Raw genomic sequence first — 26,962 nt, 5'->3', positions numbered from 1 at the left:
AGCGCAACGAAAAACGCCATGAAGCGTTTTCGACCCATAAGAACAATAACGGAGTACCCCAGCATGCCTTCCATGCGCACCAAGGCTGTAATGCCTGCTCGCCTTGCTCGATTCCAGAATTGCACTGTCGGTTTCTCACCGCGGTCCTGTTTCCCCTCCGTTGTTTCAATGCTTGCGCTCCCGCCGCGAGAAAACTGCGCCTGCCGCTAAGCTTTAGCGTTGCCCGTTGATCATTCAGTCCATCCATAACAACAACTCCTCTGGAGACTCAAATGAACGTATCACTGCGTAAAGTCGCTCTCGCCGCTGGCGCGATGCTGTTCGCCGGCCAACTCATGGCCGAGCCGAAACGCCCGGAATGCATCGCTCCAGCCTCCCCCGGCGGCGGTTTCGACCTGACCTGCAAACTGGTGCAGAGCGCCCTGGTCAACCAGAAGCTGCTGAGCAAGCCGATGCGCGTCACCTACATGCCCGGCGGTGTCGGCGCGGTGGCGTACAACGCGGTGGTCGCGCAACGTCCGGCGGATGCCGGCACGCTGGTCGCATGGTCGAGCGGTTCGCTGTTGAACCTGGCGCAGGGCAAGTTCGGTCGCTTTGATGAAACCAACGTGCGCTGGCTCGCGGCGGTTGGCACCAGCTACGGCGCCATCGCAGTGAAAAGCGATTCGCCCTACAAGACTCTGGACGATCTCGTTCAAGCCCTGAAGAAAGATCCAGGCTCGGTAGTCATCGGCTCCGGCGGCACCGTCGGCAGTCAGGACTGGATGCAAACCGCACTGATCGCCAAGGCTGCCGGGATCAACCCGCGCGAGCTGCGTTACGTGGCACTCGAAGGCGGCGGTGAAATCGCCACGGCCCTGCTCGGTGGCCACATTCAGGTCGGCAGTACCGACATCTCCGACTCCATGCCGCACATCCAGAGCGGTGACATGCGCCTGCTCGCGGTATTCGCCGACAAACGTCTGGACGAGCCGGAAATGAAGGACATCCCGACCGCTCGCGAGCAAGGCTACGACATCGTCTGGCCGGTGGTGCGGGGCTTCTACCTCGGGCCGAAAGTCAGCGACGAAGACTACGCCTGGTGGAAAGACGCGTTCGACAAACTGCTGGCTTCCGACGAGTTCGCCAAGCTGCGCGATCAGCGTGAGCTGTTCCCGTTCGCCATGACCGGCCCGGAACTGGACACCTACGTGAAGAAGCAGGTCGCCGACTACAAAGTGCTGGCCAAAGAGTTCGGCCTGATCCAGTGATCGTCTCTGTCTAGTGGCTGCGTCTCCTACGCGGGGACGCAGCCCAGGAGCTCCCATGCTAATTCAACGCATTTTCGCCTCAGTGTTGCTGCTGGTGTGTGCCGGCCTGGCACTGATGGCGTGGCCGTACCAAGCGGCCTTTTCCTACGAACCGGTCGGCCCGCGCGCCTTTCCGCTGCTGATGCTCGGCCTGATGGGCCTGGCACTGCTGTACATGGTGTTTCGTCCGGCACCGATCAAACACAACCCGGATGAGCCGCCGCTAGATCGCGAAACCCTGACCAAGATCGGTCTGTGCGTGGTGTTGTTGCTGGTGTTTGCCGGCACCTTCGAACCCCTTGGTTTCATCGTGGCCAGCATCATTACCGGCGTACCGATGGCGCGTCTCTACGGCGGCCGCTGGCTGCCGAGCGTGGTGATCATCAGCCTGATGGCGGTTGGTCTCTATCTGCTGTTCGATCGCTTGATGGATGTTCCGCTGCCCCTCGGCCTGCTCAGCGTCCTGGAGAACTGATATGGATACCCTTGGCTATTTGGGTCAGGGCTTCGGCGTCGCGCTGAGCCCGTACAACCTGGTGACCGCACTGTGCGGCACCCTGATCGGCACCGTCGTCGGCCTGTTGCCGGGCCTCGGTCCGATCAACGGCGTGGCGCTGCTGATCCCGATCGCGTTCGCCCTCGGCCTGCCGCCGGAGTCGGCGCTGATTCTGCTCGCGGCGGTGTATCTGGGCTGCGAATACGGCGGCCGGATCAGTTCGATCCTGCTGAACATTCCGGGCGAAGCCTCAACTGTAATGACCACCCTCGACGGCTATCCGATGGCCCGTAAAGGTATGGCCGGTGTGGCACTGTCGCTGTCGGCGTGGAGTTCGTTCATCGGCGCATTCATCGCCACTTGCGGCATGGTGCTGTTTGCGCCGCTGCTGGCGAAATGGGCGATTGCCTTCGGACCGGCGGAATACTTCGTGTTGATGGTGTTCGCGATTGTCTGTCTCGGCGGCATGGCCGGTGATCGACCGCTGAAGACCTTTATTGCGGCACTGATCGGTCTGTTCCTTTCCACCGTCGGCATCGACGCCAACAGCGGCGTGTACCGTTTCACCGGCGACAACATTCACCTGACCGACGGCATCCAGTTCGTCGTGCTGGTGCTGGGTCTGTTTTCCATCAGCGAAATCCTCCTGCTGCTGGAAAAAACCCACCACGGCCAGGAAGCGGTAAAAGCCACCGGCCGGATGATGTTCAACTTCAAGGAAGCGGCGTCGGTGTTCGTCGTCAACGTGCGCTGCGGTGTGCTCGGTTTCATCATGGGCGTCCTGCCCGGTGCCGGCGCAACGCTCGCCAGTGCCGTGGCCTACATGACCGAGAAGCGGATCGCCGGTACCAGCGGCAAATTCGGTGAGGGCGATCCCCGTGGTCTGGCCGCGCCGGAAACCGCGATCGGCGGCGCGGCGTGCGGCGCTCTCGTTCCGATGCTGACCCTCGGCGTTCCGGGTTCGGGCACCACGGCGGTGATGATCGGCGCGCTGTCGCTGTACAACATCACCCCGGGCCCGCTGCTGTTCCAACAGCAACCGGACATCGTCTGGGGCCTGATCGCGTCGTTGTTCATCGCCAACGTCATGCTGGTGATCCTCAACATCCCGATGATCCGCGTGTTCACCCGCATCCTCGCGGTGCCGAACTGGGCGCTGGTGCCGATCATCGCGATCATCACCGGGATTGGTGTTTACGCGGTGCACGCGACCACCTTCGATCTGTTCCTCATGATCGGTATCGGCATCTTCGGTTACATCCTGCGCAAGCTGGATTTCCCGCTGTCGCCGCTGCTGCTGGGCTTCATCCTCGGTGGCCTGATGGAGCAGAACCTGCGTCGCGCCCTGTCGATCTCCAACGGTGCGCTGGAGATTCTCTGGTCGAGCCCGATCACCTTCGGTTGCTGGATCCTCACCGCGATCATGCTGCTGATGCCGCTGATTCGCATCTGGCGCAAGCGTTCGGCTGCGCGGCGCGCCATCGCCGATGTCTGATCGCGCTTCCCTGAAAGCCTGGTGGGGCACCCCGCTGGTCGGTCTGCTTGGCGGTTTCATCGCCAGCCAGATCGGCTGGCCGCTACCGTGGATGGTCGGCTCGTTGCTGGCGATCATCCTCGTGCGCTGCCTGACCCCGTGGCAACTGGCGGAAATCCCGGCGGGCGCAAGTGCGGACAGTGGATCGTCGGCATCGGTATCGGCCTGCACTTCACCCCGCTGGTGATGGAACAGGTGCTCAGTCATTTCGGTTTGATCTTCTTCGGTGCGCTGGTCACCAGCCTGTCGGCGGTAGTCGGCGTGTGGCTGATGCGCCGCACCGGCGAGGACCGTGCCACGGCATTTTTCTCAAGCATGCCCGGTGGTTCCGGGGAGATGGTCAACCTTGGCGCGCGCAATGGCGCCCGGCTCAGCCATGTTGCGGCCGGGCAGAGTCTGCGGGTACTGGTGGTGGTGTTGTGCGTGCCGGCGGCGTTCAAGTATCTGCTCGGTGACGGCACGCCGATTGCTCACGCCGGCAGCGTCGATTGGCGCTGGCTGGCGATTCTTTTCCCAGCGGGCGCCCTGCTCGCGTGGCTCTGGCAGCGTTTGCGCCAACCCAATCCATGGCTGTTCGGGCCGTTGCTGGTCAGTGCGGCGGTGAGCATTACGTGGGATTTGCACATCGGTTTGCCCAATGGCGGCAGTCAGATCGGCCAATGGCTGATCGGCAGCGGTCTGGGCTGTCACTTCAATCGCCAGTTCTTCCGCCACGCCCCATCCTTCATGGGCCGGACTTTGATCGGCACGGCACTGACCATGTTGATCGCGTCACTGGCCGCGTTGGGCTTGAGTACGCTGACCCATCTGGATTTGCGTTCGCTGACCCTTGGGATGATGCCCGGCGGGATTGCCGAGATGAGTTTGACGGCGGAGACCCTGCAATTGTCGGTGCCACTGGTAACGGCGATGCAGGTGATGCGGCTGTTGTTTGTGCTGTTTCTGGCGGAGCCGTTGTTCAGGTACTGGAATCGTATTCCAGAGTCCTGACTAACTGATCGTTCCCACGCTCTGCGTGGGAATGCCTCAATGGACGCTCCGCGTCCGCTTTGGGACGCAGAGCGTCCCGGGCTGCATTCCTTTGCTGCGCGTGGGAATGATCTCAGGCGAGAGGTGGCAAGCGCCAATCGATCGGCATCTCGCCATTCTGTTCGAGAAACTTGTTGGTCCGGCTGAAGTGGCCACAACCCAAAAATCCGCGATAGGCCGACAACGGCGATGGATGCACCGAGGTCAGCACCAGATGCTTGGTCGCGTCGATCAGCTTCTGCTTGCTCTGCGCATGGGCGCCCCAAAGCATGAATACCAGATGCGGCTGCTTTTCGCTGACCACTTCAATGATGCGGTCGGTGAAGTGTTGCCAGCCCTTGTCCTTGTGCGCGTTGGCGTTGGCGCGCTCGACGGTCATGGTGGTGTTGAGCAGCAGCACACCCTGTTCGGCCCAGCTCTGCAGGTAGCCGTGGTTGGGAATGTCGATATTGAGGTCGCGCTTCAGCTCTTTATAGATGTTGACCAGCGACGGCGGCGCCGGCACGCCCGGTTGCACCGAGAAGCACAGACCGTGGGCCTGGCCCGGGCCGTGATACGGGTCCTGGCCGAGGATCACCACTTTCACCTGGTCCAGCGGCGTGGAGTTCAAAGCGTTGAAAATCATCGGTCCCGGCGGATAGATCTCCTTGCCGGCAGCCCGCTCCTGCTGCAGAAAGCTGCGCAACTCTGCCATGTACGGCTGGTCGAACTCAGCACGCAGTGCCTCCTTCCAGCTCGGTTCGAGTTTGATACGGTCGTCAGCAGTCATGGTCATTTCCGGCAAAAACAATGGGGCGAACCCTAGGAAAGCCGACCACGCTTGTCAATTGATCTGACGCAGATCCGGCACTTTCCCCATAGCGATCATACTGATCGCTCAAATTCCCGATCGAGGTCACGATGAATCTGCACTTCGAAGAACTTACCGGCACCGACGGCGCCCGCATCGGCATCGCCAGCCTGGATGCCGAAAAATCGCTGAATGCCCTGTCCCTGCCGATGATCAACGCCCTCAGCGACAAATTGAACGCCTGGGCCAATGACCCGCAAGTCGTCTGCGTGCTGCTGCGCGGCAACGGCGCCAAAGCCTTCTGCGCCGGTGGCGAAGTGCGCAGCCTGGTCGAAGCCTGCCGTGCTCACCCCGGCGAAGTCCCGCCGCTGGCCGCGCAATTTTTCAGCGCGGAATATCGCCTCGATTACAGCCTGCATACCTATCCGAAACCGCTGATCTGCTGGGGGCACGGTTACGTGCTGGGCGGCGGTATGGGCCTGTTGCAAGGCGCGAGCACGCGGATCGTCACGCCGAGCAGCCGTCTGGCGATGCCGGAAATCACCATAGGTCTGTATCCGGACGTTGGCGCCAGCTGGTTTCTTGCTCGGTTGCCGGGCAAGCTCGGCTTGTTTCTCGGCCTGACCGGCGCGCATATCAACGGCCGTGATGCGCTGGATCTGGACTTGGCCGACCGTTTCCTGCTCGACGAACAGCAACCGCAATTGATCGAAGGCTTGTTGCAATTGAACTGGCAGGAACAGACCGCGATGCAGCTCAACAGTCTGCTCAAGGCGCTGCAGCAGGAGGCTCTTGAGCAAATGCCCGAAGCGCAGTGGCTGCCGCGTCGCCAGCAGATCGACGAACTGCTCGACGTCAGCGACGTCACCTGTGCGTGGAAAGCCATCAGCCTGCACCGCGACAGCAGCGATCCGTTGTTCGCCCGCGCGGCGAAAACCATGGCCGAGGGCTCGCCGCTGACCGCGCATCTGGTCTGGGAACAGATCAGCCGCGCGCGGCACATGTCGCTGGCCGAAGTATTCCAGATGGAATACACCCTGAGCCTCAATTGCTGTCGCCACCCGGAATTCAGCGAAGGCGTGCGCGCGCGTTTGATCGACAAGGATCAGAAGCCACACTGGCATTGGCCGGATATCAATAACGTGCCGGATGCGGTGGTCGAGGCGCACTTTCACAAAGTCTGGGAGGGGCGGCACCCGTTGGCCGATCTGACTCAGTATTGAGCTGACTCGTAGCCCGCGATGGCAACTGGTTTGCGTCGCGGGCTGGCTCAATCGGTCGTTTGGCAACTCAGACGTTCAGTTCGTAGAACTCAATGATTTCCTTCATGGCCCGCTGCGCTTCATCGTCGCCCTTTATCAAAATATCCTCGACGTCCCTCAGTGGCGGGAGAGGATGCAGACGTTCAGCAATTTGCGCTGCGGTGTAGTCTTGAATCGCCGTTCCTTCGCTGACTCTTATGAAGCCAATAGCGCTTTCACCTGCGGCAAAGTGATTGGAAACCCGGATTTTCGGCGCCATGCCGTAATCCACCACGATCACCAGATCATCGCGCTCACGGTGAAACTTCAGGTTGTCGATCGTCAGCCTGCGTTCGGAAAAATCGATCCCGTCCCGGCCGCCTCCGTTATTGATGATCACGTCTCGGCCGAGGCCATCGTATCGGTAGAGATCACTTCCAGCGCCGCCCGCCAGGGTGTCATCACCCGGCCCACCCAGCAGCAGATCATCACCGGGGCTGCCCGTGAGCACATCATCCCCCTGCATACCTCGGATCTCTCCCGCCCCGGTTATCGTGTCATTGCCACGACCGCCGACTAATGGAAGTGCTCGTCCGTCTCGCAAGGAAGTTGAACGGGTGGGATGGTTGACGATGACACCCGTATGAAAAATCTCGGGCGCAGGTCCCAGCTGACTCGATTCCAGGAGCTGCTTCAAACTTGCGACCGACCCATCGGCGAACTTTACGAGCTCAATACCGGCGCCCTCAAGTTCACCGTTGTGGGGCAAGACGATGCGGACTTTTTGCGTCCCGCCCCATTGGATATCGAGTGTCGGATGAAGCATTTTCGCTCTCGGCGGGTTGCGGTAAGCCCCGCGACTCGGGTTGGGCTCCAGCTCGACATGGGTGGTCTCTATCAGCGCAGCACCCCAGCTCAATTGCAGTGCATCGCGCTGCGCGCCTGCTGGAAGAACGACCGTGTCCTGATCGACCAATCCGTATTCGTCTTTCCACCCCGCTACGCCAATTTCTGCTCGGTGGAAAAAGGGTTGAGCACGTCCGCAATCGTGGTTGTCGCTCCGGCATGCGCTTGCACGATGTAGGTGTCGGCGCCGTCTTCGCCGTAGAGCCAGTCATCACCCGAGCCGCTGAGCAGATAGTCGGCGCCCTCGGAGCCCAGCAAGGTATCGTCACCTGCACCTGCGGATAAAAACGCGCCCGGTGTTCTGTCACCGACAGTGCCGTAGTCAAGTGGGGAGCCTGCATAAGCGACGATCAGATCGTCTCCCGCGCCGCCGTGGAAAACGTTTTCCACTTCGACGTTGACTCGCCCGCCGGCATCGTTGCCATGGACGATTTTGCGTTTGATCGTTTCAGTCGTGACATCCCAGCGAAACGCCTTGGGCACTGTTGCACCCGAACTGAAGCTTGCCGCCGGATAGACGTACCAGCCTTCAAGCGCGCCGGATTGCTGTCGGTCTTCAACCAATACGTCGCCCGTATTGAATGAAAACCCGTTGGCCGAGCCGGATCGATAATAGCGAGGTGCCTGGCTTGAGGAAGGCATTGCTCCCTCGGCTTTCACCGGTTTATGTTCGACACGGGTTGTGGTCTTCGACTGCCTCTCACTGATCACGGCTTGCCCGGCATCAGCCTTCATCCATGGCGGCGTTTCAGACAGTGCCCCGGCCCCGATGCTGTCATCGTTCAGTTCGGTGTGAGTGGTGTAGCCGGTGGCGCTGGTGGAGATATGACTGCGAACCCAGACGCCTTGGTCGTTCAAGGTAAAACCTGTGGCGAGTTTGCGGGCAGAGCGTTTTGACTTGAGTTGCGCGAGGAGTTGATCGGTCCAGTTGACCGTTTGAACAGATGCCACCGGGGCTTGCGCCGCAGCGGTTACATCGTCTGGCTTAACCGGATCCTCAACTTTGCCTTCCTGGGTTCCTGTGGCGGTTACAACTTCCGATACGGGTGATTCGGGCACCTCTATCGGCGGCAATGTTTTGCGCAGGACATCTGCGTAATCAAGTGCCACGCCGTCGCTGAAACTGAATGTGGAATCCTTCCACATCTGGTGATTCTTGATGAGTATCGCATCGCCCGTGCCATTGGCCAGTCGCAACACCGTACCGACGGCAGCTTCGATAACGTCGGCTTTCAGACTTTGCGCGGAGAAACCTGCGCCGAACCTGACAACGTTGCGGCCACCCGAGTCGTTGACAACATCCAGCCCGTCGCCAGTGCCGAAATAGTAGATGTCAGCACCCTCCAGCGCGTCCAACACGTCGTGACCGGGACCGCCATCAAACACGTTATCGCCAGAATCGCCGCGCAGGTAGTCCGTCCCTTCCCCGCCCAGCAAGGTGTCGTTGCCAGCGCCTCCGAGCAGCGTGTCGTTGCCTGAACCACCGTCCAGATAATCGGCGTTGTGCTCGGCCTCAGCGCTGTTTTCGTAATCGCCGGCCAGGATGTCGTCACCCGCGCCGCCGTACAGCGTGTCCGCACCGAAACCACCCTGTAACGTATCGTTTCCTTCACCGCCCTGAAGCAAATCATCATTGATGCCGCCCGGCTGCAGGTCAGACACATCGCCATTGAGAAAATCCGCCCCTGCGCCACCCGCCAGCGTATCCGCGCCGCCCATGCCGCGCAGGGTGTCATCCCCCGCGCCGCCATCGAGAAAGTCGTTGCCGTGATAGCGAACCGGATGCTCAGGGCTGTCGCCGATCAGATCGTCATTACCTTCGCCGCCGAAGAGCAAATCATCGCCACCGCCGCCCCAGAGCGTGTCATCGCCGGAGCCACCGTCCAGCAGATCATCGCCAAAAAAATGCGCGGCATCGCCTTCGACGCCGTCCAGTACGCCGTCATCACCCTGCAAAATGTCGTTGCCAGGGCCGCCATACAGCGCGTCGCTGCCACCGTTACCGGCGAGCCGGTCATCACCGCTACCGCCGTCCAGCACATCGTTGCCATGGTGTTTGCTGGGTAGCCCACCGTCCCAATCGAGGTTGTCGCCGAGCATTACGTCGTTGCCGCTGCCACCGGTCAGGGTGTCGTCACCTTGATCGCCTTTGAGAAAATCGTCGTCAGCTCCGCCGTCAAGCAGGTCCTCACCCCAGCCGCCGTTGATAATGTCCTTGCCGCCCTGCCCGTACAGCACGTCGTCACCGCCCTCGGGCGCACTGTTTATCGAGGCCTTTGAATAGACCGCTCGGTGACTGGTTACACCGCGAGCTATGGGGACGTCAGCGCGTTTGACCGCCCAACCTTGTTCCAGTGCACCGGTGGTTTCGTCTCCGGATAACACATCGTCGCCAGCACCGCCGATCAAGGTATCCCGGTCATTACCACCGAGCAGAACATCTCGGGATGCCGTACCGATAAGCAAATCGTCACCTTGCCCGCCGTCGAGCCAGTCTCCGCGACTTGCCTTGCCCTTGGCGTCACCGTCGGCCATAGCTTTTTCGAGCGTCGTCTGCTTGTCGCCGAATAACCGATCGTCTCCAGCCTTGCCGAACAATCGATCAGAACCACCCAGGCCGAGAATGACGTCGTCTGCCGCGGAACCGTAAAGTACGTCGGCCTTGTTGCGCTGTTTTACCTGGGGCAGCAGCACCACGTTGCCCAGTTCATCAAAGGAGGGCTGATCGCCGGGGACAGTTGGATCTGTGTCTTTGGCTTTCCAGTCGCCCTGAAGCGTCAAATCCGCAGCAGTGAGCGGCTGTCCCTCGTATTCAGGGAGGCGGATGCCAAGCATCCCGGGCTGGAAGTTTTTGATCACCACCAGATCGCCCTCGCCGTATTTGATGTTGAGGGTGCTTTCAACAAGCGTCAGGGTGATGGACCGATCCTCGGTAGACCAGATATTGCTCAGAGGCGCGCGGCGTTTGAGTAGGGGAATCGGCGCGCCGTTGATCCATAGTTGCCCATCGGCGTTGGTCTCAAGAATCTCGTCGAGGCCATCGCCGCTGGAGAATTCATAACGGTCGTTGCCCTCGCCTCCGATCAAGGAGTCGTTACCCTTTCCTCCGACCAGAACATCGTCACCGGCCATTCCGTACAACCCATCATTGCCGTCACCTCCGGTAAGCGAGTCGTTACCGCGACCGCCTTCAATGACATCGTGGCCGGCCATCCCATCGATGGAGTCATTGCCCTCGCCGCCATACAGATGATCGGCATTGGCGCCACCGGCGAAAGATCGCCCACCGTCGTCACCGAACAGGGCCAGCGGGTTCAACACACCGGTGGTCATCGGCGCCTGTTTGCCTGAGGCGAGATCGGAGTAGGAAAACTGCTGCAGCGAGTGTTCGCCAAACGAGCCCTGGGTTCGGGCAATCAACCGCGCCAGCATTTGCGCTCGATCCGCCAGCCACGGTGCGGTGATGTCGCCTTCGCCAGTGTGCGGATCGTAAAGTTCAAGGTTGCGGTCGGGATAAGCGTCGGCTCGCTCTATTACGACTTCACTGAGTTGCTGCAAAGAGTTGCGCAACGCCAGACCGAGCGGCGTCGCCTCGCCTGCCAGTTTCGCCCATGCATTGGCATTGCCGAACTCGCCTATTGTCCGGGTGACGATGCTTTGCGACTGCTCTGGGGAAAATGCCGAAAAGAATGCGTAAGCGTTGCTGGCGAAGGTTTCGTTGGTGGTGGGTGTGGCAGCAGAATCGCCGTCGTAAGTGCGCTTGAACATGTCGAAAAATTCGTTCTGGCCGTAGCGCAAGATCAGCTCGACCACGGCGGCAACAGGCGTGCCTTTTACTACATGTTCAATTAGCGGATTCACACTGCCACTGGCCAGCGCGATATTGATTTGCTCCGGCACCACTGAAAGCAGACTTTGCAGTGGATTGACGCCGAAATTATTGATGGCCGCTCGCAGGCCGACGCTGTAGGCGTCGATGGCGAAGAGAATGTTTTTATAGTCGTCGAGCCGGTTGGGCTTTGCCTGAGTGGGTGGGCCGCCATCTTCCGCATCCGGGTCGCCCGCAGAGATCAGTCTCCACGTTTCATAGGGAGGTTTACCGCCCAACAGGCTGAATCCGACTGTTCCAGACCAGCCGGCATTGCGTTTCACGGCGGTATCGTCCTCCCCGCAAACCTCCTTGAACAGCGCCTCGCCAATCGCGCTGGCGTCGATTTCAGCGATCTGGCTGATGGACGGAACCGTCCATGGCGCCAGTTGACCGGCAAGGGATCCGTTGATCAGGGTATTGATGAAATTGACGGCAACCTGGTTGGATGAAAGCTGCATCAGGTCTTCACTGAAAATTGTATTCAGTCTGAGTTCACCCTGGCGGGAGGTGTAACCACGAATCAGGGCAGAGTAGGCACCGTTTCCACCGTTGGCATCAATGGCCACGGCAAGCCAGAGTCTGGCGCTTTTCAGCACCTCCCCAGCCTCTTTATCGACAGCGAAAACCTCAGAAACTTTCTTACCAATAATATCGAACAGCTTTTGGTACAGGGGGCGCAGCTTGCCCCTGCTAATTTCAGTGCATCGTACTGAAGTTGTTTTGAGCGCAGCCTCATTCCTTTGCAAATATTTGCTGCGTTGAAAATCTCTGATTTTTCCATATCGCTGAATACATAACTCATTGTTACTTCCTTGTAATAACAGAGCGTGAAAGATAGTCACTGAGATATTTGAGCATCTCAGGTGCTTCGCGTAATGACGCTAATCCGAGACCTACGCTACCGTGCCCCCCGGCAAAGTCGAAGTTATCCAGATTGATATTGCAGAAGAAATTCAGTTTGCCGAAATCAAGATTTTCCAATTCAGTTCTGCTGAACCTTGCCAGTTTCTCGTCAGTCAGTTTTTCCTCCGACGCCGGGCGAATCAAGCCGTCACAGTTGATCAACCGAGGGGTTCCATCTCGCCGCGGCCAGCCAGTAATGACAAACGTTCTAACCGAGTCTTCATTCTTGAAATGCGGCGGAGGTGCATCCAGCCAAATCTCCAGCCCCGGATAATTCTTTAGTTTCACAATCAACTCATCCGGCCAGTTGACGTGTCGATAACCCCGTTCATGGGGCTCGGTAGTTTCTTTTCTAGTAAAAAGCCCGGCATTCAATTTATAGAGCCGCCAGCTTTCGGGGATCGGTTCCGGGCGCTGATTCTGGTGCCGGTGCAGTCCCGTCCCGGTCCACCAGAAAAGCCCCTTCAGAGTAATGGCCAGACACGCTTTCTTGTTCACCATCTCCGGCATGCCAACGTAAAACTCAGGGACTAGCGTCTTATCTATATAGGCGCCGCCTAATATCGGCACTTGCTGCATGCTCGCCAGTTTGTTCTGACAAGCTTTCTCGTCTGCCTGGTGAATAGCCGCCGACGCCGCGGATTGTTCTTTGCGAATATAAAATTCCGCTACGCAATAACAGACATAAAAGAACAATCCATACTTCAATAACCTTTTAAACCACCTGATCGCCTGCTTACGCGACTTCCTGGACATTTCAAACCTCCCGCTCAAACTGCGGAACGGTTGGTATGTCGTTAGGTCCGGATATCGCGTTTGCAAAAACCTCAAAGTATTGGCTCACGCCCGATTCCACACTGAACCGACCTGCCGTCAACTTCGCGGCGCTGGCAAGACCATCGTACTCACCTGCCGACTGCAAAACCTTGCTTACACTGCTGGCAATTCCTTGATGGTCGAAGAAATCCACCAACATGCCATTAGCCCCATCGACAATGACTTCCCTTACCGGAGCCGTATCCGACGCAACAACCACACAACCGGACGCCATCGCCTCCAGTAACGACCACGACAAGACAAACGGATACGTCAAATAAACATGGACTTTGGAACATGCGAGAACCGCGCGGTAAGTCTGGTAAGGAAGTTTCCCTGTGAAATGCACGCTGGAGTGATCGAAACTGACCTCTGCCTCCATCCTGCTGCGCCAATCCGGATACCCGACCGGCTTACTCCCGTAACTGACACCATCACCGCCAACCACGATGATCTGCGCATCGGGGCACTCGGCCTGAATAAGCGGGATCGCTCGCATGAAACTGTGAAAGCCGCGATAAGGCTCGAGGTTTCTGGCGACATAGGTGACGATCGGCTGTCCGGCTTTGAGCTCGATTCCATTGGGCAATCTGACTGCCGCGACTTTCGCCAGGTCAGAACGTTGAATCACACCTTCGTGAACTACCCGGATTGCCGACTGGTAAGCAGCCGGAAACAGGCTGCGCTGCCACTGCGTAGGCGCAATCGCGGCATCACAGTGTTCAAGATTCAACAGATGCAGCGAGTTGAGCACTCGCAGCCGTGACGACTCCCTTGTGGCTCGGCGGAATTCAGGGTCGAACCCGCAATCGGCGCCCTGCGCTCGATAGTAATACTCGCAATAGTGAATCAGCGGCGTATCGGGATAGACGTCCTTGGCGAACAGCGTTTCTCCCCATCCGGGATGAGCAAGAATGACATCTGGCTGATAACCCGAACGCTTCAGCCTGCTCAGAATTTCGAAGACCTTCTGCCCATCAATTACCGCTTGTTCGTATCGGATCAGATAGGGGTGAATATTGCCGGGCGCTCGGCTGGTCGCTCGATAGCGATGGGTGTTCACACCGTCGACGCCCGGTGCCGTGTCCCGGCCTATCGCCACGACCTCATCACCGCGGTCCAGTGCTGCCAGCACCACATGACGGAACTGACCGGGAAAATTTTGATGAATAACCAGTAGCTTCATAGCGCTGAACGTCCATTTTTCGCCGCTATCGAGCTGAGGATTGCTCGCCTCGTTCGGCATCCACGAACGCTAACAAACACCACGAAATGAAACTGTAGGACGCTTCCGGGATTGCCTTGGGAGACGGCCCACGGAACACGTTTTCGACAGGCAAAAAAAGCGGCGCTTGATGCGCCGCTTGTTCGTTGCGGTGATTTACCAGCGGTTGCCACGGCCGTTGTAGTCACGGCGACCGCTGTGACGATCATAGTTGCCGCGGCCCCGGTGGTCATTGTCCCAACCGCCGCGACGGTGGCCGTCCCAGCGTCCGCGATCGTTGCCGTGCCAGCGACGGCTTTCGTAATAACGCGGGGCCGGTTGATAGTGCCGCGGCGCCTGGTAATAACGCGGTTGCTGGTAGTACCGCGGCGCTGGCTGGTAGTAGCGCGGCTGAGTGTAATAAGTGCCGCCGCTGCGGTAATAGGAGCCGCCACCGCTGTAATAGGCCGGTGCGGGTGATGTGTAGACCTCTGACCTGTAGTAGCTGTCTCCATAGGAATAAGGAACGCATCCGCCAAGGGAAAAAAGCATCACGGCAAGCAGTACGATTCGGCGATACATGGCGGCCTCCTGGACCGCGGGTTGGCCACACCAGCGACGCTGGCAGGCGACCGTCAGCAATTGCGTGACTGTCGAAGAATCAGACAGCGATTTCAGAATCTGGTGCGTTCCTGCAACAAGTTGAAACAAGTGATTATGAAATCTTGTTTATCCGCAAAATCAGCGACCCGTGAACCGTAAACGCGCTGCATGACGGTGCAACCGCGCACCACCACGATGCGCTATAGCTCCCCCGCTTCCCTCGGCAATCCAGCAGATCCCCGCCGCAGAGGCCTCGGCGCGACTTGGCACGTCTCTCGCTTTAGCAAACCTGTGCAGGAGTCATCACAGGTTCGCGGCACCACAATTTGCAATGGCTGACTAGGGTTCCGGCTCGCAAGCGCGAGTGGCTGGTCCGAGAGTTGGCGACCTCCAGTTGAGGTTACACGGCGGGACAAAAGCCCGGGAGACAAGCCACCGTTCGCGGTGCCGCGTTGCCTTCCTGTCCGCCCTCGATCAACTGGAGAATCCGCAATGATCCGACTACGTTTCCCCGCCCTGCTCGCCGCCGCCTTCGCCGCGCTCATCAGCACGCAATCTTCCGCTGCCCAGAAAGACCACTTCAGCGTGTGCTGGACGATCTACGCCGGCTGGATGCCATGGGAATACGCCGGCAGCCAGGGCATCGTCGACAAATGGGCGAAGAAATACGGGATCAAGATCGACGTCGTGCAGCTCAACGACTACGTCGAATCGATCAACCAGTACACCGCCGGCCAGTTCGACGGCTGCACCATGACCAACATGGATGCGCTGACCATTCCCGCTGCCGGCGGCGTTGACAGCACCGCGTTGATCGTCAGCGATTTCTCCAATGGCAACGACGGCATCGTGCTCAAAGGCGAAGGTAAAAAAGTCGCCGATCTGAAAGGCATGGACGTCAATCTGGTCGAGCTGTCGGTCTCGCATTACCTGCTGGCTCGCGCGCTGGACTCGGTGGACCTGACCGAGAAAGACCTGAAAGTGGTCAACACCTCCGACGCCGACATTGCCGCCGCGTTCAACACCGACGAAGTCAACGCCGTGACCACCTGGAACCCGATGCTCTCGGATATCAAGGCCAAACCCGGCGTCACCGAAGTGTTCAATTCCAGCCAGATTCCGGGCGAGATCATGGACATGATGGTGGTCAACAGCGCCACGCTCAAAGACAACCCGGCACTGGGCAAAGCGCTGACCGGGGCGTGGTTCGAAGTGGTCGCTTTGATGAACGCGAAAAATGCCGCGAGCAAAGCCGCACTGGAACACATGGCCAAGGCCTCTGGCACCGATCTCGCAGGCTTCCAGGCGCAACTGGACACCACAAAGCTGTTCGCCACGCCGAGCGAAGCGCTGAATTTCGCCACCAGCAAACAACTGCCGGACACCATGCGCAAGGTCGCTGAGTTCTCCTTCGAGCACGGCCTGCTCGGCGAAGGCGCGAAGGACCCCAGCGCGGTCGGCATGTCTTTCGCCAACGGCGTGACCAGCGGCGACACCGCCAATCTCAAGCTGCGTTTCGATCCGACCTACGTGCAGATGGCCGCCGACGCCAAGCTGTAAGCCACGGAGGATTTGGCCATGCGCCTGATCAATCGCCACCCCGATCGCCCGAGTCGCCTGTTGCTGGTGATCCTGCCGTTCGCGCTTGTGCTGTTCGCCTACTTCACAGGCTCGGCCGAGCGCCTGGCGGACAACCCCAACGACAAACTGCTGCCCAGCGCCGTGCAGATGAGCGACGCGGTAAAACGCCTGGCCTTCAACGCCGACAGCCGCACCGGTGAATACCTGCTGTGGCAAGACACTGCGTCGAGTCTGCGCCGTTTGGCCATCGGCCTCGGCATCGCGGCGCTGGCGGGTCTTTGCCTCGGTATTGCGGCGGGCACCCTGCCGCTGTTCGGCGCGCCGTTGTCGCCGTTGCTGACGGTGCTGTCGATGGTGCCGCCGCTGGCGATCCTGCCGATTCTGTTCATCGTCTTCGGCCTGGGCGAGTTGTCGAAAGTCATGCTGATCGTGATTGGCATCACCCCGGCGCTGGCCCGGGATCTGGAACAGCGTGCCCGCGACATTCCGGTCGAACTGCTGATCAAGGCGCAGACCCTCGGCGCCTCGACCTGGACGCTGATGCTGCGCGTGGTCTTGCCGCAGCTGTTGCCGCGCTTGCTGATCTCGCTGCGCTTGATGCTCGGTTCGGCGTGGCTGTTCCTGATTGCCGCCGAAGCGATCGCCTCCACCGATGGCCTCGGCTACCGGATCTTTCTGGTGCGGCGCTACCTGGCGATGGATGTGATCCTGCCCTACGTGGTGTGGATCACCCTGCTCGCCTGGCTGATGGACTGGGCCTTGAAACAGCTGACCCAGCACGCTTTCCCTTGGTACGAGGGAGCGGCGAAATGAGCTTCATCACAGTAAAAAACGTCTGGCAGCAATACGCCGATCAAGTGGTGCTGGAAGGCTTGAACCTGAGCGTCAACGAAGGCGAGTTCTGCACCTTGGTCGGCGCCTCCGGTTGCGGCAAATCGACCTTCCTGCGCCTGCTCCTCGGCCAGGAAACCGCCAGTCGCGGGGAGATTCTGCTTGACGGCCAGCCCTTGGCCAGCGAGCCGGATGCCAGCCGTGGCGTGGTCTTCCAACGCTACTCGGTGTTCCCGCACCTGAGCGTGCTCGACAACGTCGCCCTTGGTCTCGAATTGCCGCGCGCGCCCTTGCTCGGCCGGCTAATCGGCAGCGCCAAACGCGAGGCCCGCGAACAGGCGGCAGCACTGCTGAGCAAAGTCGGCCTCGGCCATGCGCTGGACAAGTACCCGGCACAGCTGTCCGGCGGCATGCAGCAACGCTTGGCCATCGCTCAGGCGCTGATCATGAAGCCGCGCGTGTTGCTGCTCGATGAGCCCTTCGGCGCACTCGATCCAGGCATTCGCAAGGACATGCACGCGCTGCTGCTGGAGCTGTGGCGCGAGACGCAACTGACGGTGTTCATGGTCACCCACGACCTGTCCGAAGGTTTCAGCCTCGGCACGCGCCTGCTGGTGTTCGACAAGGTGCGCCTCGACCCGCACGCCCCCGGCGCCTATGGCGCCCGCATCACCTACGACATCCCGTTGAACAGCGACCGCCGCGCCCAGCGCGCCGCCGTCGAGGCCCTGCCGCTACCGCTGGCGGGCACCCTTCGCACTGCTTGAGAGGACTGCTCCAATGACTGATTCAATCCAACTCTTTCCACCCTTCGCTGAAGAACTGCTGCCGGGCGGCGGCCACCGTTCGTTCGTGCTCAAGCGCGGCCAATTGCTGCGTCTGACCGACCTGCGCGGCGGCGCCAATGTCAGCCTGACCTTGCTCAATGCCAATGAAAAAACCGAGCGGCTGAACCTGCCCGACAGCCTCAAATGCCAACACACCGCCAAGCTCACCGCCGGCCACTGCCTGTACTCGGACATGGGCCGCGTACTCGCCGCGATCACCGCCGACACCTGCGGTTGGAGCGACAGCCTCGGCGGCGTGCTGTGCGCGCAAGAGGTCGCCGAAAAATACGGCCAGGGCCGCTACCAGGAATTGCGCAACGGCTTCTTTCGCAACGGCACCGACAACCTGCTGGTGGAACTCGGCAAGTGGGGCCTGGGCCTGTCCGATCTGCTGATGACCCTCAACCTGTTCAGCCGCGTGAACGTTGATGAGGCCGGGCGTTTCCACTTCGTCGAGGGCAATTCGAAGGCCGGTGACTACATCGAGCTATACGCGCCGATGGACACTTTGGTGGTGCTCACCGCCCTGCAACATCCGATGGACCCGTCCCCCGAATACACCCCGAAACCCTTGAAGCTGAGCTGGATGAACGCCGACGCCAGCGTCGCCGAACATTGCCGCACTTCGCGCCCGGAAAACGAGCGCGGCTTCATCAACACTGACCGTTTGTTCGCCTGAGGATCGCTGCCATGTCACTCGCAATCGCCACTTCGCACAAGCAAGCCGACAGCGCGATCTACCGCGCGACCATTCCCGCCGGCGAGCCACTGGCTGATGGAAGTCAAGGCCGGGCAGACCCTGCGCATCCTCGATCTGGAAGGCAATCAGGCCGTCGACACCTTGTTCTACAGCCTCGCCAACCCCAAGGAACGCTACGACGTGCAACGCACCTTGCGTCGGCAGAACAGCGTCTACCTGAGCACCGGCAGCGTGCTGTATTCCAACCTCGGCCAGCCGATGCTGACCATCGTTGCCGACACCTGTGGGCGCCACGACACCCTCGGCGGCGCCTGCGCGCAAGAGAGCAACACCGTGCGCTACGCCCTGGAAAAACGCTACATGCACAGCTGCCGCGACAACTACCTGCGCGCCTGCGCCCACGACGGCCGATTGAGCAAGAGCGACATCGGGCCGAACATCAATTTCTTCATGAACGTGCCAGTAACGGCGGATGGCGGGCTGACCTTCGAGGACGGTATTTCGGCGCCGGGCAAGTACGTTGATTTGCGCGCGGAGATGGACGTCATCGTGCTGATTTCCAACTGTCCGCAGTTGAACAACCCGTGCAATGCCTACAACCCGACCCCGGCGGAGTTGCTGGTATGGAACTGACCATGAGCCGTTTACGCCGTTGGCTTTTTGCCCTGTGCCAGGCGCGTTCCGGGCAGTGTCTGAAAGCTTCAAGGCACTGATAGTCCTGTGGGAGCTGGCTTGCCAGCGATTGCGGTGTTTCAGTCACCAACAATGTTGGATGTGCCGACCTCATCGCTGGCAAGCCAGCTCCCACAGGGGGTTTGTGGTGGGTTGGAGTGAAGTGTGTTTTTTCCATCCGGGACGGCCCGGATGTCTGTCGAAAAACAGCGGGACGGCCCGCTCCCCCTTCAGGGGTTATGCCATGTTCGAAAAAATCCTGATCGCCAACCGTGGCGCGATTGCCTGTCGCATCCTGCGCACGATCAACGTGCTGAAGGCCCAAGGCATCGCGGTGTACTCCGAAGCCGACGCTGCCAGCCTGCACATCTCCCAGGCCGCTGAAGCGCACAGCCTCGGCGAAGGCGCGGCGTCCGCGACCTATCTGGCGGTCGACAAAATCCTCAAGATCGCCAAACAAAGCGGCGCCACGGCGATTCATCCCGGCTACGGATTTCTCTCCGAGAATGCAGCGTTCGCCGAAGCCTGCGAAGCGCAGGGCATCGCCTTCATCGGGCCGACGCCGGAGCAATTGCGGGTGTTCGGCCTCAAGCACACTGCTCGCGCGTTGGCCAAACAGCACGGCGTACCCATGCTTGAAGGCACCGACCTGCTCGACAGCCTCGATTGCGCGCTGAGCGCCGCCGAACAGGTCGGCTACCCGGTCATGCTGAAAAGCACCGCTGGCGGTGGTGGCATCGGCATGCGCGTGTGCCGCAGCGCCAATGAATTGAGCGAATCATTCGAAGCGGTGAAACGCCTCGGCCAGAACAACTTCAGCGACGCTGGGGTGTTCATCGAGAAGTACATCGAACGCGCGCGGCATCTGGAAGTGCAGGTGTTCGGCGACGGCTGCGGTGAAGTCATCGCTCTCGGCGTGCGCGACTGCTCGGTGCAGCGGCGCAACCAGAAAGTCCTCGAAGAAACCCCGGCGCCGAGCCTGCCCGAAGGCATGGCCGATGAGCTGTGCGCGGCGGCGATCAAACTGGCGCGAGCGGTGAATTACCGCAGCGCCGGCACCGTCGAATTCGTCTTCGACAGCGAGGCTCAGCGTTTTTATTTCCTTGAAGTGAACACACGGCTGCAGGTCGAGCACGGCGTCACTGAACAAGTGTGGGATGTGGACCTGGTGCGCTGGATGATCGAGCTGGCCGCCGGTGATCTGCCACCGCTGCGCGAGTTGTATCAAGGTCTGGAACCGCAGGGCCATGCAATTCAGGCACGTCTGTACGCGGAAGATCCGGGGCGTGATTTCCAGCCGAGCCCGGGCCTGCTGACCGCTGTGCAGTTTCCGCCTGCCAAAGGCGTTGAGTTGCGCATCGACACCTGGGTCGAGGCCGGTGTGGAAATCCCGCCGTATTTCGATCCGATGATTGCCAAGCTCATCGCTTGGGCGCCGAGTCGCGAACAGGCTCGCGCTCAATTGCATCAGGCACTGGGCGATAGCCTGCTGTACGGCGTGGAAACCAACCGCGACTATCTGCGGCAGATTCTGCTCGATACTCCATTCGCCAGCGGTCAGCCGTGGACCCGTTGTCTGGAAAATCTGCTGTATCACGCCAACACCTTCGAAGTGCTCAGCGCCGGCACGCAGACCAGCGTGCAGGACTACCCCGGCCGCCTCGGTTACTGGGCCGTCGGCGTGCCGCCCTCGGGACCGATGGATAGCCGAGCGCTGCGTTTGGGCAATCGTCTGCTCGGCAATGAACAAGGCGCCGCCGCACTGGAAATCACCATGAGCGGGCCGATCCTGCGTTTCAATTGTGATGCCGTGGTCGCAGTCACTGGCGCGCCGATTGCCCTTACGCTTGACGCTGAACCGGTGCCGATGAACACCGCGCTGCTGATCCCGGCCGGCGCTACATTGCAACTGGGCAGCATCAGCGGCGCCGGCGCGCGCAGTTATCTGTGTCTGCGCGGCGGCCTGCAGGTGCCGGATTATCTGGGCAGCAAAAGTACCTTCACTCTCGGCCAGTTTGGCGGGCATGGCGGTCGCGCGTTGAGGGCCGGTGACGTCTTGCATGTGCCGGCATTGACCGAGCGCAGCGCCGGCCAGCAACTGGCCGAACAGCACATCACTGCGCTGCCGAGCGTGCGCCAGATCCGGGTGATCTACGGCCCCCACGGCGCGCCGGAATACTTCAGCGAAAACTACATTGCCACGTTCTTCGCGACCCAGTGGGAAGTGCACTTCAATTCCAGCCGCACCGGCGTGCGCCTGATCGGGCCGAAGCCTGAGTGGGTGCGTGAGGATGGCGGTGAAGCGGGTCTGCATCCGTCGAACATCCATGACAATCCGTATGCGATTGGTGCGGTGGATTTCACCGGGGACATGCCGGTGATCCTCGGCCCGGATGGCCCGAGCCTGGGTGGGTTTGTCTGCCCGGTGACGGTGATCGAGGCGGACCTGTGGCAGCTGGGGCAGCTCAAGGCGGGCGATAAAATTCAGTTCATCCCCGTCGACCTCGGCACCGCCCGCGATCTAGCCTTGAAATGGGATGCACCCTGTGGGAGCTGGCTTGCCAGCGATGGTGCCCGATCTGACACCGCAGCAACTTCATCGCTGGCAAGCCAGCTCCCACAAGGGATTGTGTCGCCTGTGGTTCTCGAGTTGGGTCAGGGGGATCGGCGGCTTGTCGGGCGGGTTTCTGGCGACACTCATCTACTGCTGGAAATCGGCGCGCCGGAGCTGGATCTGGTCCTGCGCTTTCGCGCCCACGCGCTGATGCAGGCGCTGGAAAGCCAAGCCCTGCATGGCGTGATCGACCTCACCCCGGGCATTCGCTCGCTGCAAGTTCACTACCAGCCGGAGCAACTGCCGCTGGCCGATCTGCTCGGCATCATCGTCGGCGAATGGGACGCGGTGTGCGCCGCAAAAGATCTGCAAGTGCCGTCGCGCATCGTGCACTTGCCGCTGTCGTGGGACGACCCGGCCTGCCAGTTGGCGATCGAGAAATACATGACCACCGTGCGCAAGGACGCGCCGTGGTGCCCGAGCAATCTGGAGTTCATCCGGCGCATCAACGACCTGCCGAATCTCGACGAAGTGCAGCGCACGGTGTTCGATGCGAGCTATCTGGTGATGGGCCTTGGCGACGTTTACCTCGGCGCGCCGGTGGCCACGCCGCTCGATCCGCGCCATCGTCTGGTGACCACCAAGTACAACCCGGCACGCACCTGGACCGCCGAGAATTCGGTGGGCATCGGCGGCGCCTACCTGTGCGTGTACGGCATGGAAGGCCCGGGCGGTTATCAGTTTGTCGGGCGCACGCTACAAATGTGGAATCGCTATCGCGAAGTCGCCGCGTTCGATGGCAAACCGTGGCTGCTGCGCTTCTTCGATCAGATCCGCTTCTACCCGGTCAGCGCCGAAGAACTGCTGCGCATTCGCCGTGATTTCCCGCTGGGGCGCTTCGATCTGAACATCGAACACAGCCAGCTCAACCTCGCCGACTATCAGGCATTTCTCAGTCAGGAAGCCGAGGGCATCAGCGCTTTCCGTGCGCAACAACAGGGCGCGTTCAAGGCTGAACGCGAGCGCTGGATCGCCAGCGGCCAGGCGCATTTCGACAGTGAAGAAGCCGTGCCTGACGCCAGCGAAGAAGCTCCACTGCAAAACGGTGATCACAGCGTCGACAGCCACATCGCCGGCAATCTCTGGCAGGTGCAGGTCGCGGCCGGCCAGCGTGTCGCGGCGGGCGATGTGCTGGTGATTCTCGAGTCGATGAAGATGGAAATCCCGGTGCTCGCGCCGCTGGCCGGCGTGGTGCGAGAGATCCGCGTGCAACCCGGTTCGGCGGTGCGCGCCGGACAACGGGTGGTGGTGCTGGAACTCGACTGAAACCATTTCTGAAAAGGATCAACCGATGAATCTGCAACTCGATGCACTGCGCCAGGCCTATCGCAATGGCGACACCACACCGCGCCAACTGCTGCTGCAATTGCGCGAAAAAGCCGCTGCCCTGAATCCCGACTATCACCTGTTCATCCACCTGCTCAGCGTAGATGAACTGGAGCCGTATCTGGCCGTTCTCGACGGTCGTGACCTCGACAGTCTGCCGCTGTATGGCGTGCCGTTCGCGATCAAGGACAACATCGATCTGGCCGGCATTCCCACCACCGCCGCGTGCCCGGCGTTCGCCTATGTGCCGCAGCAGTCGGCGACCATCGTCGAGCAGCTGTTGGCGCTGGGGGCGATTCCGCTGGGCAAGACCAATCTTGATCAGTTTGCCACCGGCCTCAATGGCAGCCGCTCGCCTTATGGTGCGTGCCCGAACAGTGTGCTGGCGGAGTATCCGTCCGGCGGTTCCAGCGCGGGTTCATCCTTGGCGGTAGCGTTGGGCGTGGCCAGCTTCGCGTTAGGCACTGACACCGCCGGTTCCGGGCGGGTGCCAGCGGCGTTGAACAATCTGGTCGGTTTGAAGGCGAGCAAGGGCCTGATTTCCACCGCTGGCGTGCTGCCGGCGTGCCGCACGCTGGACTGCGTAACCACCTTCACCGCCACTGCTCGCGAGGCCAGTCAGTTGTTGGCGTTGACAGCCAAACATGATCCTCGCGATGAATACAGCCGACGCAACCCGGCATGGAACGACGGCTCGGCATTCGGCGCGGTACGGCCGTTTCGCTTCGGCGTGCCACGGGCGCAGGACCTTGAATTTTTCGGCTGCAACGAAGGGCCGCAACTGTTCGCAGCGGCCATCGAACGGCTCAAGGCTCTGGGTGGCGAAGCGGTCGAACTGGACCTGTCGCCATTTCTCGAAGCAGCGCGGTTGCTTTACGACGGGCCTTGGGTCGCCGAGCGTTACAGCGTCGCCGGTGAGCTGATGGAGCAGAATCCCGAAGCGGTGCTGCCAGTGATCCGTGCGGTGCTGGCCAAGGCTCCGGCAGTGACTGGCGTGCAGACCTTCCGCGCGCAATATCGATTGCAGGCGCTGAAGGCCCTCTGCGACGAGGCCCTGGAAAATCTCGACTGCGTACTGACGCCGACCATCGGCCGTCCAGTGACGTTGGCCGAGCTTGCGGCCGAGCCGGTGCTGCGCAATTCCGAACTCGGCTATTACACCAACTTCATGAACCTGCTCGACTACGCCGCCGTCGCCGTGCCGACCGCGTTCATGAGCAACGGTTTGCCGTGGGGCGTGACGTTGTTCGGGCGGGTGTTTACCGATCAGTATCTGTTGAGCGTGGCCGATGCCTTGCAGCGCCAGCAGGACAGCGCCCTGCCAGCTCCGGCGAACGCTGCGCGCAATGACCGTGCACGATTGGTGGTCTGTGGTGCGCACTTGCAAGGGCTGGCACTGAACTGGCAACTGACCCAGCGTGGCGGGCGCTTGCTGGAAACCACGTTCAGTTCGCCGGACTATCGACTGCACGCCCTCGCCGGCGGCCCGCCATTGCGGCCGGGCATGGTACGGGTCAAGGACGCCGGCGTGGCGATTGCCGTGGAGGTGTGGGAATTGCCGAGCAGTGAGCTGGGCTCGTTTCTGACCGGGATTCCGGCGCCGCTGGGTTTGGGCAAGGTGCAACTGGCGGATGGGCGCTGGGAGAGCGGGTTTATCTGTGAGCCGTATGGGTTGGAGGGTGCGGTGGATATCAGTCATTTGGGGGGATGGCGGGCGTATCTGGCATCCCGGGGCTGATCCGAAGCTCGCCTCACCCTGGCCCTCTCCCCCAGGAGAGGGCCAGGGTGAGGCGATTGTCCATCGGTTGCCATTGGCTGATACCGAGTCGATCACAGATTTTCCATCACCCACAATCCAGCTCCCTCTCCCCCGGGGAGAGGGCTGGGGTGAGGGGCTGCGATTTCCCTGACACACCGCTACGTCATATCCCCCGCCATTTCAGGCACAAATCCCGCAGTGTTTTCCCGACCATCCCACTAGAATGCATCCCATCGGGCCACTGCCAACGGATCTGCCATGCCGCTTCGTTCTCCCTTGTACTCGCAACGTTCACTGGTGCTCACCCTGGTCGCCCTGCTTGGCGCCGGCTTTCTCGCTACGTCACTGTTGAGCTATTTCGCTTCCCGCGAGTCGATCCGCGACAACATCGTCAACACCGAACTGCCACTGACCTCCGATACGGTCTATTCGGAAATCCAGAAAGACCTGGTCCGGCCGATCCTGATTTCCTCGATGATGTCCCGTGACACGTTCATGCGCGACTGGGTGGTCAATGGCGAGCAGAATCCCGAGCAGATGACCCGCTATCTCGACGAGGTCATGACCCATTACGGCGCCTACACGGCGTTCTTCGTTTCCAATGCCACGCTCACCTACTACCACGCCAAAGGCGTGCTCAAGCAGGTCAAAGTCGACGAGCCGCGCGACACCTGGTACTTCCGCGTGCGCGACATGCAGGACCCGTACGAGATCAACGTCGACCCGGATCTGGCGAATAAGGACAACCTGACGTTCTTCATCAACTACAAGGTCTACGACTACCACAACCGCTTCATCGGTGCAGCGGGCGTGGGCCTGACCGTGGACGCGGTGATCAAGCTGATCGACAAGTATCAACAGCGCTATCAACGCAGCGTGTACTTCGTCGATACCTTCGGCCGCCTCGTATTGACCGGTGCCGAGGGTGGCCCGGAAGGCGCGCACATCGGCCAGAGTCTTGGCGAACTGGAGAGCATGAAAAGTCTGGTCAGCCAGTTGCCCAAGCCGCACAGCGGCAGCTACGAATATTCCACTCAGGGCCAAGGGCATTTTCTCAACGTGCGGTTTATCCCAGAGTTGAACTGGTACCTGTTCGTCGATAAACGCGAGGATGGCGCGCTGAGCGAGATCCGCCAGTCGCTGTATCTCAATCTGCTGATCTGCCTGCTGGTGACGTTGATCGTGCTGGCGCTGCTCAATCGGGTCATCAAGCGCTTCCAGGCGAAGATTCAGGCGCACGCCACCCTCGACAGTCTCACCGAACTGCCGAACCGACGCGGCTTCGACATCCTCGCCGCGCAAGCGCTGCACGAGGCCCAACGAGAAACCAGGCCTCTGACCGCGTTGTTGCTCGACCTCGACCACTTCAAAGCGTTGAACGATACCTACGGCCACATGGCTGGCGATCAGGTGTTGATCGGTTTCGCCCGCGACCTGCAAAGTTGCCTGCGTCACGCCGACATCGTCTGCCGCTGGGGCGGTGAAGAGTTCATCGTTCTGTTGAAAGATACCGACGGCGAGACCGGGCAGAAAATCGCCGAGAAAATCCGTCAACACGTCGAGCAACACGAATATGCCTACGATGGCCACAGCCTGCATCTGACCGTGAGCATCGGCGCCACCACCGTGCAACGCGATGACACCTTGCACACTCTGCTGTCGCGGGCCGATCATGCGATGTACCGCGCCAAGCAATCCGGGCGCAACCGCACCTGCATGGAAATGCCGCACTCGACTTATGCCTGATCTCGACGTCAAACCCGACCACTGCCCGGCCTGCGGTGCGCGCAACGACTGCAGCCTCGCCGACCCACGCACCGCCGACCGCGAATGCTGGTGTTACGGCGTAACCATCGACCCGGCGGTGCTCGAGGCGCTGCCGGTCGAGTTGCGCAATCAAGCCTGCCTGTGCCCGCGCTGCGCGCAGGTCGAAGCGCAACTGCAAGCAGGCCGGCGGCCGATCCCGTAAG

The 26,962-nt window shown here is 60.6% G+C and carries 18 protein-coding genes, 2 pseudogenes and 1 riboswitch; of the genes and pseudogenes, 14 read left to right on the top strand and 6 right to left on the bottom strand.

Annotation, left to right across the window (positions count from 1 at the left end; all coding sequences use genetic code 11):
• Window positions 1–272: 272 nt before the first annotated feature.
• From ACZZZ4_RS15540 to ACZZZ4_RS15525, 4 genes and pseudogenes are all read left to right on the top strand, one after another.
• Window positions 273–1,250, top strand: coding sequence for a Bug family tripartite tricarboxylate transporter substrate binding protein (locus ACZZZ4_RS15540; RefSeq protein WP_129998891.1), 978 nt, complete (start codon window positions 273–275; stop codon window positions 1,248–1,250).
• A 55-nt stretch (window positions 1,251–1,305) separates the two neighbouring features.
• On the top strand, window positions 1,306–1,764 hold the full coding sequence (locus ACZZZ4_RS15535; protein ID WP_016771276.1) for a tripartite tricarboxylate transporter TctB family protein: 459 nt from the start codon (window positions 1,306–1,308) through the stop codon (window positions 1,762–1,764).
• 1 nt (window position 1,765) lies between these two features.
• On the top strand, window positions 1,766–3,280 hold the full coding sequence (locus ACZZZ4_RS15530) for a tripartite tricarboxylate transporter permease (RefSeq protein WP_101158465.1): 1,515 nt from the start codon (window positions 1,766–1,768) through the stop codon (window positions 3,278–3,280).
• A pseudogene (locus ACZZZ4_RS15525) lies at window positions 3,273–4,309 on the top strand (AbrB family transcriptional regulator). The gene ACZZZ4_RS15530 and the pseudogene ACZZZ4_RS15525 overlap by 8 nt, the downstream one beginning before the upstream one ends.
• A gap of 112 nt (window positions 4,310–4,421) precedes the next feature.
• Here the strand turns inward: ACZZZ4_RS15525 and ung are convergent.
• Entirely contained in the window at window positions 4,422–5,117 is a 696-nt protein-coding gene (gene ung / locus ACZZZ4_RS15520) for a uracil-DNA glycosylase (RefSeq protein WP_463548174.1), read from the bottom strand.
• Window positions 5,118–5,248: 131 nt separating this feature from the next.
• Here ung and ACZZZ4_RS15515 point away from each other — a divergent pair, with 131 nt between their 5' ends.
• Complete coding sequence (locus ACZZZ4_RS15515) at window positions 5,249–6,361, top strand: enoyl-CoA hydratase/isomerase family protein (protein ID WP_415763403.1); 1,113 nt, start codon at window positions 5,249–5,251, stop codon at window positions 6,359–6,361.
• A gap of 67 nt (window positions 6,362–6,428) precedes the next feature.
• Here ACZZZ4_RS15515 and ACZZZ4_RS15510 read toward each other — a convergent pair whose 3' ends face one another.
• The 5 genes from ACZZZ4_RS15510 to ACZZZ4_RS15490 all read right to left on the bottom strand — a co-directional run bounded on the left by ACZZZ4_RS15510 (window position 6,429) and on the right by ACZZZ4_RS15490 (window position 14,661).
• Window positions 6,429–7,355: a calcium-binding protein gene (locus ACZZZ4_RS15510; protein WP_463548173.1), complete on the bottom strand. Its 927-nt coding sequence runs from the start codon at window positions 7,353–7,355 to the stop codon at window positions 6,429–6,431.
• A gap of 23 nt (window positions 7,356–7,378) precedes the next feature.
• Window positions 7,379–11,998, bottom strand: a complete 4,620-nt coding sequence (locus ACZZZ4_RS15505) for a calcium-binding protein (RefSeq protein ID WP_463548172.1) — start codon at window positions 11,996–11,998, stop codon at window positions 7,379–7,381.
• Window positions 11,961–12,815 carry a hypothetical protein gene (locus tag ACZZZ4_RS15500; protein WP_463548171.1) on the bottom strand — a complete coding sequence of 285 codons (855 nt, stop codon included), beginning with the start codon at window positions 12,813–12,815 and terminating at the stop codon, window positions 11,961–11,963. Before ACZZZ4_RS15500 ends, ACZZZ4_RS15505 begins: the two co-directional genes overlap by 38 nt.
• A 1-nt stretch (window position 12,816) precedes the next feature.
• Complete coding sequence (locus tag ACZZZ4_RS15495; protein WP_463548170.1) at window positions 12,817–14,121, bottom strand: glycosyltransferase family 4 protein; 1,305 nt, start codon at window positions 14,119–14,121, stop codon at window positions 12,817–12,819.
• Window positions 14,122–14,256: 135 nt separating this feature from the next.
• Complete coding sequence (locus ACZZZ4_RS15490; protein WP_039760873.1) at window positions 14,257–14,661, bottom strand: hypothetical protein; 405 nt, start codon at window positions 14,659–14,661, stop codon at window positions 14,257–14,259.
• A gap of 349 nt (window positions 14,662–15,010) precedes the next feature.
• A riboswitch (guanidine-I (ykkC/yxkD leader) is annotated at window positions 15,011–15,111 on the top strand.
• A gap of 63 nt (window positions 15,112–15,174) precedes the next feature.
• On the opposite strand from ACZZZ4_RS15490, the gene ACZZZ4_RS15485 reads away from it, so the two are divergent.
• From ACZZZ4_RS15485 to ACZZZ4_RS15445, 9 genes and pseudogenes are all read left to right on the top strand, one after another.
• Window positions 15,175–16,242, top strand: a complete 1,068-nt coding sequence (locus ACZZZ4_RS15485) for a putative urea ABC transporter substrate-binding protein (protein WP_415763407.1) — start codon at window positions 15,175–15,177, stop codon at window positions 16,240–16,242.
• 18 nt (window positions 16,243–16,260) lie between these two features.
• Entirely contained in the window at window positions 16,261–17,076 is an 816-nt protein-coding gene (locus tag ACZZZ4_RS15480; RefSeq protein WP_463548168.1) for an ABC transporter permease, read from the top strand.
• Window positions 17,073–17,861 carry an ABC transporter ATP-binding protein gene (locus tag ACZZZ4_RS15475; protein ID WP_463548167.1) on the top strand — a complete coding sequence of 263 codons (789 nt, stop codon included), beginning with the start codon at window positions 17,073–17,075 and terminating at the stop codon, window positions 17,859–17,861. The genes ACZZZ4_RS15480 and ACZZZ4_RS15475 overlap by 4 nt, the downstream gene beginning before the upstream one ends.
• Before the next feature lie 13 nt (window positions 17,862–17,874).
• Window positions 17,875–18,600 (top strand): urea amidolyase associated protein UAAP1, encoded by a 726-nt coding sequence (locus ACZZZ4_RS15470; protein ID WP_463548166.1) that lies wholly within the window; start codon window positions 17,875–17,877, stop codon window positions 18,598–18,600.
• 11 nt (window positions 18,601–18,611) lie between these two features.
• Window positions 18,612–19,254 (top strand): annotated as a pseudogene (locus ACZZZ4_RS15465) (urea amidolyase associated protein UAAP2).
• Between the two features lie 283 nt (window positions 19,255–19,537).
• Window positions 19,538–23,173: an urea carboxylase gene (uca, locus tag ACZZZ4_RS15460; RefSeq protein ID WP_463548165.1), complete on the top strand. Its 3,636-nt coding sequence runs from the start codon at window positions 19,538–19,540 to the stop codon at window positions 23,171–23,173.
• Window positions 23,174–23,198: 25 nt separating this feature from the next.
• Complete coding sequence (atzF, locus tag ACZZZ4_RS15455; protein WP_463548164.1) at window positions 23,199–24,971, top strand: allophanate hydrolase; 1,773 nt, start codon at window positions 23,199–23,201, stop codon at window positions 24,969–24,971.
• A gap of 279 nt (window positions 24,972–25,250) precedes the next feature.
• Window positions 25,251–26,738, top strand: coding sequence for a sensor domain-containing diguanylate cyclase (locus ACZZZ4_RS15450; protein WP_463548163.1), 1,488 nt, complete (start codon window positions 25,251–25,253; stop codon window positions 26,736–26,738).
• Window positions 26,731–26,961 (top strand): cysteine-rich CWC family protein, encoded by a 231-nt coding sequence (locus ACZZZ4_RS15445; protein WP_042608153.1) that lies wholly within the window; start codon window positions 26,731–26,733, stop codon window positions 26,959–26,961. Before ACZZZ4_RS15450 ends, ACZZZ4_RS15445 begins: the two co-directional genes overlap by 8 nt.
• The last annotated feature ends 1 nt before the right edge of the window (window position 26,962 follow it).

The sequence above is a fragment of the Pseudomonas sp. AC252 genome, from assembly GCF_979258105.1.
This window is presented reverse-complemented; position numbering and strand designations above follow the sequence as displayed.